Raw genomic sequence first — 12,222 nt, 5'->3', positions numbered from 1 at the left:
AACGCTCACGCCTCCCGACCTCACGGACAAGAACAGCCTGGCGGAGCGGTCAGCGAGCCGAAACAAAAACAAACCTCACGGTCTCCGGGTTCGCCCGGCCGCTCCGTCGCCTCCCCACACGCCTTCAGCGGCCGCGCCGCGTGAAGCCGATCGGATGTGTCCGCGGCGGCGCCCGCCGCAAGATGTGATAGGCTCCCTCCATGACCACCGACGCCCCGCCGCCCGAAGCGCTCCCCGAAGCGCCTCTCGACGAGACCCCCATGCAGCGCGCCCTGCGCCTCAAGCAGGCGGCGCTCGACGCCCGGCCCAAGGCGCCGCGCGGCGGGAAGTTTCAGCGACAGCAGTCCGCGCGCATCGCGGCGGGCGACTCCAAGCCCTGGATGAAGAAGTAATGGCCGGACTCAAGGACAAGCGCGGGTTCATCGACAAGGACCGCCTGGATCTCACCGAGCGTCAGGCCGTCGAGTACTGGATGAAGCGCTGGGGCGTCACCCGCGACCAGATCACCGCCGCCCACCGCAAGGTCGGCCGGATGACCAAGGACATCGCCGCCGAGCTCGGCAAGAAGCGCTGAAGGCCCCGGCGAAGCTTTGCTTCCGCGTTCGTTCGGCGCCGGGGCCTAGCGGGCGTTGGCCGCGCCGTCGGCGTCGTCGCGCGAGACGGCCCGCAGCAGGTGATTGCGGCCCAGGGGCGTGATCTCCCAGCCGCCGCCGCCGCGACGCGCCAGGCCCAGCTGGGTCAGGGCCTGGGCGGCGCTGATGTTGACGAAGTTGGAGGCTTGGCCCGGCTGGCGTTCGGCCAGGTTCCGCAGGGCGTTGAGCTGGCTGTCGGACAGGGTGTCGCTGACGGGGGGATCCTGGGTCATGTCGCTCCGATGCGTCGGTGATCGAAGCCGCCGATCGGCCGGGAAAGCCCGGGCGCCTGGGGAAGCCGCCAGGTCGACATGAACCCAGTCAGCATACCACGTTTTGGCCGGGGAGGCGCGGGGCTTCTGGTTTTCGACGGAAAACGGAGGGCGGGTTCGGACGATATTCAAAGATTTCCGCCTGTTTTCGCGAGACTTTCTGCGGCCGAAATATTTTGGACGGTCAAGAAAATCGACCGGTTCCGATCGCGGACGATTAATCCCCCGGTCGGTTCGATTTTGTGTTAATCGTTTGGAATGCGAGAAATTACCAATCGAGCCGTTCTCACTGTCGCCCGACATGAGGGCGCGTGGAGCGTCGAACTGGCGGGCGAGCATTTCGGCCAGTCGGCCGACAAGGAAGTCGCCAAGGCCGCCGCCCATCGCCGTGCGCGCACCCTGCAGGACTCCGGCCAGGCCTGCCAGATCCGCATCACCGGCGAACACGGCTTCGGAGGTCGCTCGTGAGCAAGACGTCCCCGCCAAAGCCGCCGCAAGCCCCGTCGGTCCTGTTCCGCCGCGAGATCGAGGCCGCCATCGCCGGCGGCGCCTCCGCCAAGAAGATGACCCTGCGGCTTACCCTGAACGACGGCCGCCGCCTGCGCCGCGACGACACCGTGCCGCTCGAGCAGATCAGCTATCGCGGCGGCGAGATGCATTTCCTGGGCGTCCGCGTTCTGGAAGGCGGCGTCGCCGTCAGCGTGCTGGACCAGTCCCCCCGGGCCTGAGGCTTCCCCAAACGGCAACCTTGCCGCGCGTCCGCTTTCCGTTACCGTCGGTTCCAACAGAACAACGATAACCTGAGGGAGTGAGACCATGGCGCCGCCGGATGGCGCGTCGTCCTCGCGCGACGTCACCAAGGTTCCGTTCAAGCCCCTGGCCATGAAGGGCCCGGATATCAGCGTCGAGCGGCGGCCGGACGGCTCGATCGTCATCACCTCGAACCATGCGCCGGGCGAGGGCCCGCGCTCGATCGCCCACCTGATCGCCGCCAGGGCCGCCGAGCATCCCGAGCGACCCTATCTGAGGCAGCGCGAGCCGGGTCACGGTCCCTGGCGCGAGGTCACCTACGGCCAGGCCCAGCGGGCGGTCGAGGGCATAGCCCAGTGGCTGCTGGATCGCGGGCTGACGGGCGCCGACAGCGTCATGATCCTGTCGGGCAATTCGATCGAGCACGCCCTGATGACCCTGGGCGCCTATGCCGCCGGCGTCCCGGCCGCGCCGATCAGCCCGGCCTACAGCCTGATGTCGACCGACCACGCCAAGCTGAGGCACTGCTTCGACAAGGTCGCCCCGCGCGTCGTCTTCGCCCAGAGCGGGCCGATGTTCGCCAAGGCGCTGGAGACGCTCAAGGCCCTCGATCCGACCCTCGCGGTGATCACGGCCGACGGCGCGCCGGAGACGATCGCCTTCGCCGAGGTGGCGGGCGCGACGCCGACGGCGGCGGTGGAGGCCGCCCGCGAAACGCTGGGACCGGCGACCGTGGCGAAATACCTGTTCACCTCCGGCTCCACCGGCCTGCCCAAGGCCGTGCCCCAGACCCACGGCATGATGGCGGGTGTCATCGCCGGCCAGGAAGGCCTCCGCGCTGACGCGCCCACCGACGAGATCCCTCAGAGCCTGGAGTGGATGCCCTGGAGCCATATCTCGGCCGGCAATATCGGCTTCAACGCCGTGATCTGGGCCGGCGGCACGCTGCACATCGACGAGGGCAAGCCGCTGCCGGGAATGTTCGAGACGACGATCAAGAACCTCTACGAGGTCTCGCCGATCGTGTTCGGCTCGGCCCCGATCGCGTTTTCGATGCTGGCCGAGGCGATGGAGAACGATCCGGCGCTGCGGCGCTCGTTCTTCAAGAACCTGCGCTACATGGGCTATGGCGGCGCGACCCTCTCCAACGACGTCTATGACCGCATTCAGGCCCTGGCCGTGGCCGAGACCGGCCAGCGCATCCCGCTGACCACCATGTATGGCGCAACCGAGACGCAGGGCGTCACCGTCACCCACTGGATCACCGAGCGGGTCGGTCTGGTCGGTCTGCCCCTGCCGGGAATCGCCCTGAAGCTGGCGCCCAACGGGAGCAAGTACGAGGTCCGGGTGAAGGGGGCGACCGTGGCGGCCGGCTATCACAAGGATCCGGAGCGGACGGCGGCGGCCTTCGACGAGGAAGGCTTCTACAAGCTTGGCGACGCGGCGCGGTTCGTCGATCCGGACGATCCGGCCAAGGGCCTGGTCTTCGACGGCCGGGTGACCGAGGACTTCAAGCTGGACAGCGGCACCTGGGTCAGCGTCGGCGTGCTGCGCCCCGACCTGGTGGCGGCCTGCAGCCCCTATATCCACGACGCGGTGATCACCGGCCAGGACAAGCCGTTCATCGGCGCGATGCTGTGGCCTTCGCCGGCCGGCCTCGCGGCCCTGGTCGCCGATCCGGCTCCGGGGACGCCGCTGGAGAAACTGGTGGCCATCCTGCGCGACCGGCTGGCGGCGTTCAACGCGGCGGCCGGCGGCTCGTCGCGGCGGGTGGGCCGCTTCACCCTCCTGACCGAACCGCCCTCGATCGACGCCGGCGAAATCACCGACAAGGGCTATGTGAACCAGCGCTGCGCCCTGGACCGCCGGGCCGAGCGGGTGGAGGCGCTGTACGCCAAAGAGCCCGGCGAGGGCGTGTTCGTCGTCTAGCGCGTCACCAGCTCATCCCGCCGCGCACCAGCACGGCGGTCTTGTCCGACATGCCGATGGCCATCAGGTCGGCCGGCTTGGCCGGCGGGGCCTTGGCCAGGGCGGGCCAGCCGTCGTGATACTCCAGCGCCGCGACCTCGACCTTGCCGGGGCCCAGCGTCGTGAAGCTCAGGGTGACGCCGTTCGGATCGGGGGCGTGATAGGTCAGGGCCGACCATTGGCCGGCCTCGGTCTTCAGGGTGATCGGACGGCCGTTGAGGCGTGGCGCGGCCAGCGGGCCGCTGGGGCGCAGGCGCACGGTGACCATCTCGGCTCCGGGCGCGGGGATCAGCCGGACCAGCAGCCGGTCGTCGGCGCGGTCGACGGTCAGCTGGGGCGCCTCGACGGGCGCGGCGCGGGTCTCGGACATCCAGACCGGCTTGCGCCAGAACGGGGCCAGCGGCTGCTGCTTGGGATCCGAACCGCCATCGTCGGGCAGGACGGCCTTGGTCCAGGCGTCGAGGCGCGGGGCCTCGGTCAGGCGCCAGGCCTTGCCGGTCGACAGGTCGGCGACGTGCAGGGCCTGGGTCACGGCGGGACGGCCGGGCTCGCCGCCGAGACGGGCCGCGTTGGCGATCAGGGCGACGCCGGCTAGGGCTAGCACGCCGGCCGCGCGCCAGGCCCAGCGCGTGGCCGCGAAGTCGTGGGCCAGGGGCGACAGGGCCGGCGCGGCCAGCATGGCGAACAGGGCCAGGACGGCCGGCTCCATCATGCCGACGCCGGCGAAGGTCCAGGATCCCCAGGCGGTCAGCTGGGCGGTCGACAGCACGGCCAGGAGGCCGACCACGAAGGTCAGGGCCAGCGCCACTCGCCGGTCGCGCGTCCCGCCGACACCGATGATCAGGGCCGCGCCGAGGGCGGCGACCAGCAGCGGCCAGGTCAGCATCACCGTCGCGCCGGGGGCCAGGATCTGCGCGGCCGCGGCCATGACCAGCAGCACGATCATTCCGCCGATCCAGGCGCCCAGTACATCGGTCTTGAAGCCCAGCGCCAGGGCGGCCAGCACGCAGGCGGCGACACCCAAGCCGAGGCCGATGGGATCGAAGCCGCCGACCAGGCTGCACGCCCCGCCCAGGGCCAGGGCGACGGCGCAGGGCAGGATCCGGCGCGCGCCCCGGGCCTGGGCGGTGGCCACGCCCAGGCCGACGGCCACGGCCAGCAGACCGCAGCCCCACAGCAACAGGTCGAAGCGGGTCAGGACGCCGTAATAGCGCTGCACGTCCGTGATCATCAGCAGTCGGCCGGCCAGGTGCAGCACCGTGGCGGCGGCTGTGGCGGTCAGCAGCAGGCCGGCCACGCCGCGGGCGATCTCCCAGCCGCTGGCCGCGCCCAGGCTCAGGGTGCGCCAGGCGGTGAAGGCGATCAGGCCCGCGGCGAGGACCAGCAGCCCCCAGCCGACGGCCGGCGGATAGCTGATCATGAACAGGCCCAGCACGTCGGAATAGATCGCGTTCGGGGCCTTGGCCGGCAGGGTCGCGGCGTCGGCGAGGGCGCGAATGGTCGGCAGGGCCTGGTCGCCGATGTGCTGCAGGCTGCCGCGCTCCAGGTGGTCGGGCCGGGCCAGCGGCGTGTGATAGGCCAGCTGGTCGTCGATGAAGGCCAGGTTCAGCCCCGGCAGGCCCTTCTGCACCGCGTGAGTGAAGTCGGTGTCGTTGGGCATCTTCTCATAGACCGTCGAGGCCAGGGAGTTGGCCGACGGACCCTTGGCCTGACGGGCGAAGACGCTCATCAGGGCGCCGTTGCCGGGGCCGGTCTGGAACATGGCCGCGCGGCCGGCGTCGCCCCGGGCTTCCAGGTTCACGACCAGGCCGACGCGCTCGAGGGTGGGGTCGCGGTTGAAGAAGGCGTCGGCGCCCAGCAGGCCCGCCTCCTCGGCGTCGGTGAACAGGAAGATGACGTCGCGCGCGTGGGGGCCGTCCGCCTTCAGGGCGCGGGCGATCTCCAGCGCGGCGGCCACGCCCGTGGCGTCGTCGGCGGCGCCGGGCGAATTGTGCACCGAGTCATAGTGGCTCATCACCAGGATCGCCGGCAGGCTGGGATCCTTGCCGGGCAGGACGCCGATGACGTTCTGCACGGCGGCCACGGTCAGGGCTCGGCCGGTGTCGGACTTGGTCCAGAAGCCTTCGCCGGGACGGATCGAGACCTGTAGCCCCAGCTCCGAGATCCGTTCCCGAAGATGGTCGCGGACCTTGGCGATCTCGGCCGAGCCGGTGGGGTGGGGCTTCTGGGCGATGGTCGTGACGTCGGCCATGGCGCGGTCGGCCGAGAAGGCCGTGGCGGGGGCGCTGGCGGGGACGGGCGCGGGGGTTCTCTGGCTCCACACGCCCAGCGCCAGGCCGACGGCCAGGCAGATCCAGAAACCCAGGAAGCGGATCGTCTTCATGGCGTGGCTCCGGCGCTGATCGAATCCCCGAGGCCATGCTGAGGTGATGCGCCAAGATCGCAAACCCCTCTCGAAAAGCTCCGACCAAAGAAAAGGGCGACCCGGTCGCCCGGATCGCCCTTCCCCTCTTCCGAAAGCCGACGGAGGCTCTAGGCCGCCGTCGGTTCCCCCTCCCGGCTAGAACTTGGCCGTCTAGAACTTGGCCTTCAGCGTCACGCCGTAGGTGCGGGGCGCGCCGAGGAAGGCGTCGTAGGTCCCGCTCTGCAGCGGGCCGTCGTAGCCGACCTGATAGTACTTCTTGTTGGTCAGGTTCTGGGCCCAGGCGTCGACCGTCCAGAGCCCCGTCTGGCTGCCGATGCCGATGCGGCCGTTCACCACCGTCATCTTCGGTTGGACCTTCTGCGGCGCCAGGTCCGAACCGGTGTTGTAGCTGGAGCTGTACTTGGCGCTCAGGTTGGCGTGGAACAGCAGCGCCGAACCCAGGTCATGCTCGTAGCTGGCCGCCAGCGAGCCCGACCACAGCGGCGCGAACGACAGACGGGCGTCGGACAGGCGCGGCGAGACGCCGGTCGGCGCGATGAACGGGCCGTACTCGGTCTCGGCGTAGGTGACGCCGCCCTGCAGGCTGAGGCCCCGGATCGGCGTGAACCACAGCAGGTCCGTGTCGACGCCGAACGATTCCACCTTCGGGATCGAGGTGACGATGTAGCTGACGCCCGTGAAGGTGTTCAGCTGGAAGCCTTTGTACGCCTGGTGGAAGAAGGCCGAGTTCAGGGACAGGCGGCGGTTCAGCCAGCTGGTCTTGAAGCCGACCTCGATCGATTCCACCGTTTCCGGCGCGAAGCCGGTGTCCGGGTTCGGCGTGCCCAGGCCGATGCGCGAGCGGTCGAGGTTGAAGCCGCCGGCCTTGTAGCCCTTGGCCCAGGACACGTACGACATGATGTCGTCGGTGACCTTGGCCGAGACCTTGAAGGTGCCGGTCCATTCCTTCTCGTTGCGCTTCTGCTTGGAGCTGTAGTTGTTGAAGCCCGGATCGGTCCACGGCAGGCAGAGGTTGCCGATCACGGTCGAGGCGTTGGCGGCGCCGACGATGCCGACGATCGTCCCGACGCGGCCAAGGGCGGCGGCGCAGCCGTTGTTGCCCGGCAGGTTGGTGTACTGCGTCGCCAGGGTCTTCAGTTCGTGCGTGTGGCGCAGGCCGATCGTCAGGTCGATCCGATCGGTCAGGTGATAGGTGTCGTTGGTGAAGAACGACAGGCTCTTGGAGTTCTGCGCGTAAGCGTCCAGCGAACCGGAGCCCGCCGTGTAGGACGTGCCGGGCGCGCGGCCGGTCAGGGCCGAGACGAAGGTGGGGCTGGCCCCGCCCGACAGCAGCAGGCCCAGATAGGTCTCGTAGGCCGAGCCATAGCGGAACGGCGTCAGCTGATCGAGGTCCTCGTTGGCGTAGAAGGCGCCGATCAGCCATTCGCCCTTTTCGGTGCGGCCGGCATAGCGCAGTTCCTGGCTGAACTGCTTGAAGCGCGTGCGCCACTGGTCGCCGTTGCGGTAGGCGATGTCGGCGGTCGAGAAGTCGACGTCCTGGCCGTTGTTGGTCGTCCACTCACGCGCCGCGGTGATCGAGGTCAGGGTCGCGCCGCCCAGCCACGGGGTGGTCCATTCGCCTTCCAGCGAAACGCCCTTGTCCTCGATCTGCTGATCGGTCGGGCGGTTGGCGTAGGAAATGCGGTCGAACGGCTTGGCCGGAATGGACACGCCCGAGTCCGCCGACAGGGCGTCGAGAATGGGGCCGGTCGGGCCGGTCACGATCTGCACGCCGACGCAGCAGCGTTCGTCACGCTTGGTGTAGTCGCCGATGAAGCGGAACTTCAGCTCGTCGGTCGGGGTCGCCAGCAGCTGGCCGCGGATGGTGTAGAAGTCCTGGTTGGCGTCGTCGGTGGCCGTGCGCGGACCCGCGCCGGTCTTGATGGTGTAGAAGCCGTCGCGCTCGCGCTTGGCGGCGAACAGGCGGCCGGCCAGCTTGTCGGCGATGATCGGGCCGGTCACGGCGACCGAACCGCCCTTGGAGCCGTAGTTGCCGAAGGTCGCCTCGGCCTCGGCGCCGAATTCGAACTCAGGGGCCTTGGTCAGGACGTTGATGACCCCGGCCGAGGTGTTCTTGCCGAACAGGGTGCCTTGCGGACCCTTCAGCACTTCGACCCGTTCCATTTCGCCCAGGTCGTTGAAGGCCACGCCATTGCGCGGGCGATAGACGCCGTCGATGACGACGCTGACCGACGATTCCAGGCCGGGGTTGTCGCCGACCGTGCCGACGCCGCGAATGCGGACGGTGGTGTTGGTCTCGTTCGACGTCGACGCCACGTTCAGGCCAGGGGTCAGGATCTGCAGATCCTTGATGTCCTTGACGCCCGCGCCTTCAAGCTGCTTGGCGCCGACCGCGGTCACCACGATCGGCACGTCCTGCAGGTTCTGCTCGCGCTTCTGGGCGGTGACGACGATGCTGTCGACGGTGGGGATGTCGTTCTGGGCTGGGGTGGCCTGCTGGGCCTGGACGGCGCCGGCGCCCATGCTGGCGAGGACAACAGCGGACGCAGTGCCGCAAAGCACCTGGGTGAAGCGCATTTCCTACCTCTCGGTTGTCGGCCGACAGCGCTTGCCCGCCCCCGGCTCGTTTTTTTTTGTTGTTCCGCCGAACGATTGTTCGAATGGATAGCCAAGGGTTAGGCGCCGCAAGCGTGCTCGGCAAGCAAAATCCCTTATCGCGACTAGGTTCGAGCGATCTCTGTTGCCGGGAAGCGACAGCATTGGCCGGCCGTCATCGAAATTCGAAAGAGGCTTGCGCGCGCGGCGGACGGGTCTCATCTGCCCACTCATGAGCCTCTCGCCCGTCTACCGTCCCGATCCTCGCCTGCAGGCCCTGGGGCGCGATTTCGCCGATCCCGTCGAGGCGGCCGACTTTCCGGAAACGATCTTGCGATTCCGCAACCAGAGGGCGGCGGCCAGCGTCGGGCTGGACGACCTGACCGACGTCGACTGGGTCCGCCATTTCGGCCGCTTCGCGCCGTTGCCGGACAACCAGCCCGTCCCGTTGGCCATGCGCTATCATGGCCATCAGTTCCGCGTTTACAACCCCGACCTCGGCGACGGCCGCGGCTTCCTGTTCGCCCAGCTTCGCGAGCAGGGAACCGATCGCCTGCTGGATCTCGCCACCAAGGGTTCGGGCCAGACGCCTTGGTCGCGGGCCGGGGACGGCCGTCTCACCCTGAAGGGCGGGGTGCGCGAAATCCTGGCCGCGTCGATGCTGGAGGCCCTGGGCGTTCCCACCTCGCGCGCCTTCTCGCTGGTCGAGACCGGCGAGGCCCTGACGCGCGGCGACGAGCCCAGCCCGACCCGCTCGGCGGTGCTGACCCGGTTGTCGCACAGCCATATCCGCTTCGGGACCTTCCAGAGACTGGCCTATTTCGACCAGCGCGATCTGATCGTTCAACTGGTCGATCACGTCATCGAGACCTACTTCCCCTGGCTGGCTGACGCGCCCGACCGGGCGGCGGCGCTGATGGAGGCGACGGTGAGCGCCAGCGCCAGGCTGCTGTCGCGCTGGATGACGGCGGGCTTCGTGCACGGGGTGCTGAACACCGACAACATGGTCGTGACCGGCGAGAGCTTCGACTACGGTCCCTGGCGGTTCCTGCCGCGCAACGACCCGAACTTCACGGCCGCCTATTTCGACCACCAGGGGCTCTACAGCTTCGGCCGCCAGCCCGAGGCGGTGTTCTGGAATCTGCAGCAGTTGGCCGCCTGCCTGACCCTGGTCGCCGACCAGGCCGGTCTGCTGGCGGCGCTGAACGGCTTTTCCGACGCTTATCGCCTGGCTCTTCGCGCGGCGATGCTGGACCGCCTGGCCGTCAGGAGCAGGGGGGCGGATGAGGATGTCGCCCTGGTCAACGCCGCGTTCAGGGCCCTGGCCGAGGGCGGCGAGGCGCTGCGCTGGGAACCGTTCTTCTTCGACTGGTTTGGCGGAGAAACCTCGACGGCGCGCGCCCTGGACGGTCCGCGCGCCGATCTCTACCGCACGGAGACGTTCGAGACGTTCCGCCGCCGGCTTGCCGACTTCGAGCCCGATCGGCCGGAGCGCCTGGCCGATCCCATGTTCCAACGCCCGGAGCCGGAGGAACTGATCGTCGAGGAGGTCGAGGCCCTGTGGGCGCCGATCGCGGAGAGCGACGACTGGGGACCGCTCACCGAAAAGCTTGGCCGGATCGAGGCCGCCCGCTTAGCCTACGCCCTTGGACAGAACGGCGACAAAAACGCCGCACCCTGAGTTTTTTCATTCGGGCGCGGAACAACCGTCAAGTTTCCGTCTTACAGTTCCGGCACAGTGCCTCCGACGAACGCCCGCGTGGAGATTCCCCGATGCGCATCTTCCAACCGATCATGCTGGTCTGCGCCGTGGCCATGTCCTTCGTGGGGGCCCTCGGCATCCCGGGCTGCGCCCGCGCTATCGGCGAGTGCCTGCGCGACCGCCCCGAATTGGCTTAGCCGGGCCTCTAGGCGCTGAACGCTTTCAGCTCAACGGCCGTTTCGCGCGTCAGCTGACGGCGCGCGGTGACGCGGAACGTCGCCAGGAAGCGTTCCAGAAACAGCCAGGTCGCCTCGTCGTGATCCAGGTGGTGGGTCAGAAGGCCGATCGGTTCGTCCCATTGGCCCGCCTTGCGCCTCTGGGCCATCAGTCGCCGCATCCGTGACAGGAAGCGCCAGGTTCCGCGGAACCGGCCGCCGCCTTTCCAGCGCAGCACGTCCAGGTGCGCGTCGAGACGCATGACGCCGTCCCGCACGCTCTTGGCCTGGTCGAAGCCCGAGACCGCGGCGATCGACGAGTCGGGCAGCACCGCGAGCAACTGCGGCTGCAGGTTGTTCCACGGCGGCACGAACAGCGTCGGCCTCACGCCGGCGCGGTGGAAAAGCATGACGGTGGCGCGCAGCTGGGCGCGGACCCAGTCGATGTCGTCGCTGTCGATGATCTCGCCGAAGCCCTGGCCGTCCGGTTGGCGGTTGACATGCCTGAAGCCGTGGACCGCCAGCTCGACGTGCGGCTCGGTCTCGACGCGGCGCGCCAGCCGCGACAGGCTGGGCCCGGCGACGGCCGCCAGGGTCAATGGGGCGTCGTGACGGCGCGACAGAGCCAGCAGCCGCTCCAACGCTTCGGTCGCCCCGCGGGCGTCGTCGTCCCGCCACCACAGGACCGGCGCGTGACCGGCCTTGGTCCAGAGCGCGAGCTCGGATCCCAGGATCAGGCGGAAGGCGAGCGGCGGTCGGGACATGCTGGCGCCGAGCGTTACTGTCCGTTGGCCTTGGCGCGGCGTAGCGGCAGCGGGGCGGGGGCGGTCACCGGACGTCCGCCCTTGGCCGCCTGGGCGCGGGCGCGGGCGCGCAGGATCTCGCGCGCCCTCAGGTTCGACAAGATCGGATAGAGGCCGGCCATCAGCGAGATCAGGAAGCCCAGGTCGCCTTCCTTGTAGCCCTTGCGTGAGACGTAGCACTTGAAGAACCGGCGCACGCCGCGGAAGGCGTCGTCGCCGACGCCCTTGATCTTGCCGCTGTCGGCCAGGTCCTGGGCTTTCAGGGCGGTGTAGCGGCCTAGACGCGCGAACATGTCGGCGATGTCCTCGTCGACCATGTGGTTCAGGGCCGTGTTCAGGCGGCCGCCATAGACGCCGTCCAGCTTGGCGCCCGGGTGGACGCGCTCGGCCTTCCACGACTTGACGCCGCGACGGAACAGGCGGGCGGCCGACGAGGTGCCGAACGAGCCGCCCCAGCCGTGGCGGACCAGTTGGTCGCCGACATAGTTGTCGATCGGGACCTGGTACCAATCGGCGGCGTCGGCGCGCTCGATCGTTTCGCGGACTTCCTGGGCGAAGGCGGGGTCGACACCCTCGTCGGCGTCCAGCTCCAGGATCCAGTCGCCGGTGCAACGGGCGATGCCGGCGTGCTTGCGCGGGCCTTCGATCGGAAAGATACCCGAAACGACCGTGGCGCCGTAGTGGCGGGCGATGGCTTCGGTGCCGTCGCTGCAACGGTCGGCGACGACGACGATCTCGTCGCAGAACGACAGCGCCGCAAGGGCCGCCGGCAGGCGTTGTTCCTCGTTGTGCACGCAGAGCAGGGCCGAAAGCTTGGCCATTACATGTCCTCGGTCGAATGACCACGCCCCCGCGGTCGC

Annotated in this window: 12 protein-coding genes; 7 read left to right on the top strand and 5 right to left on the bottom strand. The window is 69.1% G+C overall.

All coding sequences use genetic code 11. The features are described from left to right. The first annotated feature begins 200 nt into the window (after window positions 1-200). The gene (locus EIK80_RS22370; RefSeq protein WP_125159214.1) at window positions 201-392 is read left to right on the top strand and encodes a hypothetical protein; all 192 of its coding nucleotides are present in this window, start codon (window positions 201-203) and stop codon (window positions 390-392) included. Next, the gene (locus tag EIK80_RS22365; RefSeq protein WP_010918311.1) at window positions 392-574 is read left to right on the top strand and encodes a DUF3606 domain-containing protein; all 183 of its coding nucleotides are present in this window, start codon (window positions 392-394) and stop codon (window positions 572-574) included. The genes EIK80_RS22370 and EIK80_RS22365 overlap by 1 nt, the downstream gene beginning before the upstream one ends. A 45-nt stretch (window positions 575-619) precedes the next feature. On the opposite strand, the gene EIK80_RS22360 is transcribed toward EIK80_RS22365, so the two are convergent. Beyond that, entirely contained in the window at window positions 620-865 is a 246-nt protein-coding gene (locus tag EIK80_RS22360) for a hypothetical protein (protein WP_199743592.1), read from the bottom strand. Between the two features lie 297 nt (window positions 866-1,162). Here EIK80_RS22360 and EIK80_RS22355 point away from each other — a divergent pair, with 297 nt between their 5' ends. The 3 genes from EIK80_RS22355 (at window position 1,163) to EIK80_RS22345 (ending at window position 3,583) form a co-directional block, all read left to right on the top strand. Further along, complete coding sequence (locus EIK80_RS22355) at window positions 1,163-1,372, top strand: hypothetical protein (protein ID WP_125159213.1); 210 nt, start codon at window positions 1,163-1,165, stop codon at window positions 1,370-1,372. Continuing rightward, window positions 1,369-1,632, top strand: a complete 264-nt coding sequence (locus EIK80_RS22350; RefSeq protein WP_125159212.1) for a hypothetical protein — start codon at window positions 1,369-1,371, stop codon at window positions 1,630-1,632. Before EIK80_RS22355 ends, EIK80_RS22350 begins: the two co-directional genes overlap by 4 nt. Before the next feature lie 88 nt (window positions 1,633-1,720). After that, window positions 1,721-3,583, top strand: a complete 1,863-nt coding sequence (locus tag EIK80_RS22345; protein ID WP_125159211.1) for an AMP-binding protein — start codon at window positions 1,721-1,723, stop codon at window positions 3,581-3,583. A 4-nt stretch (window positions 3,584-3,587) separates the two neighbouring features. Here the strand turns inward: EIK80_RS22345 and EIK80_RS22340 are convergent, their stop codons facing one another. Next, a complete protein-coding gene (locus EIK80_RS22340) occupies window positions 3,588-6,005 on the bottom strand; it encodes a M28 family metallopeptidase (protein WP_125159210.1) in 2,418 nt (805 codons plus the stop codon). A 192-nt stretch (window positions 6,006-6,197) separates the two neighbouring features. Then, complete coding sequence (locus tag EIK80_RS22335) at window positions 6,198-8,624, bottom strand: TonB-dependent receptor (RefSeq protein WP_125159209.1); 2,427 nt, start codon at window positions 8,622-8,624, stop codon at window positions 6,198-6,200. 250 nt (window positions 8,625-8,874) lie between these two features. Here EIK80_RS22335 and EIK80_RS22330 point away from each other — a divergent pair, with 250 nt between their 5' ends. Further along, entirely contained in the window at window positions 8,875-10,323 is a 1,449-nt protein-coding gene (locus tag EIK80_RS22330) for a protein adenylyltransferase SelO (protein ID WP_125159208.1), read from the top strand. 92 nt (window positions 10,324-10,415) lie between these two features. After that, a complete protein-coding gene (locus EIK80_RS22325) occupies window positions 10,416-10,541 on the top strand; it encodes a hypothetical protein (RefSeq protein WP_099581400.1) in 126 nt (41 codons plus the stop codon). An 8-nt stretch (window positions 10,542-10,549) separates the two neighbouring features. On the opposite strand, the gene EIK80_RS22320 is transcribed toward EIK80_RS22325, so the two are convergent. Both EIK80_RS22320 and EIK80_RS22315 read right to left on the bottom strand, forming a co-directional pair. Beyond that, complete coding sequence (locus EIK80_RS22320; RefSeq protein ID WP_125159207.1) at window positions 10,550-11,323, bottom strand: polysaccharide deacetylase family protein; 774 nt, start codon at window positions 11,321-11,323, stop codon at window positions 10,550-10,552. Window positions 11,324-11,337: 14 nt separating this feature from the next. Next, window positions 11,338-12,183, bottom strand: a complete 846-nt coding sequence (locus tag EIK80_RS22315; RefSeq protein WP_125159206.1) for a glycosyltransferase family 2 protein — start codon at window positions 12,181-12,183, stop codon at window positions 11,338-11,340. Window positions 12,184-12,222: the final 39 nt, after the last annotated feature.

The organism is Caulobacter sp. 602-1 (assembly GCF_003931565.1).
GTDB lineage: Bacteria > Pseudomonadota > Alphaproteobacteria > Caulobacterales > Caulobacteraceae > Caulobacter.
This window is presented reverse-complemented; position numbering and strand designations above follow the sequence as displayed.

Bases quoted from the DNA above. Each gene is read 5' to 3' on its own strand.
- EIK80_RS22370 (WP_125159214.1), top strand. From the start codon at position 201: ATGACCACCGACGCCCCGCCGCCCGAAGCGCTCCCCGAAGCGCCTCTC.
- EIK80_RS22365 (WP_010918311.1), top strand. From the start codon at position 392: ATGGCCGGACTCAAGGACAAGCGCGGGTTCATCGACAAGGACCGCCTG.
- EIK80_RS22360 (WP_199743592.1), bottom strand. From the start codon at position 865: ATGACCCAGGATCCCCCCGTCAGCGACACCCTGTCCGACAGCCAGCTC.
- EIK80_RS22355 (WP_125159213.1), top strand. From the start codon at position 1,163: ATGCGAGAAATTACCAATCGAGCCGTTCTCACTGTCGCCCGACATGAG.
- EIK80_RS22345 (WP_125159211.1), top strand. From the start codon at position 1,721: ATGGCGCCGCCGGATGGCGCGTCGTCCTCGCGCGACGTCACCAAGGTT.
- EIK80_RS22340 (WP_125159210.1), bottom strand. From the start codon at position 6,005: ATGAAGACGATCCGCTTCCTGGGTTTCTGGATCTGCCTGGCCGTCGGC.
- EIK80_RS22335 (WP_125159209.1), bottom strand. From the start codon at position 8,624: ATGCGCTTCACCCAGGTGCTTTGCGGCACTGCGTCCGCTGTTGTCCTC.
- EIK80_RS22330 (WP_125159208.1), top strand. From the start codon at position 8,875: ATGAGCCTCTCGCCCGTCTACCGTCCCGATCCTCGCCTGCAGGCCCTG.
- EIK80_RS22325 (WP_099581400.1), top strand. From the start codon at position 10,416: ATGCGCATCTTCCAACCGATCATGCTGGTCTGCGCCGTGGCCATGTCC.
- EIK80_RS22320 (WP_125159207.1), bottom strand. From the start codon at position 11,323: ATGTCCCGACCGCCGCTCGCCTTCCGCCTGATCCTGGGATCCGAGCTC.
- EIK80_RS22315 (WP_125159206.1), bottom strand. From the start codon at position 12,183: ATGGCCAAGCTTTCGGCCCTGCTCTGCGTGCACAACGAGGAACAACGC.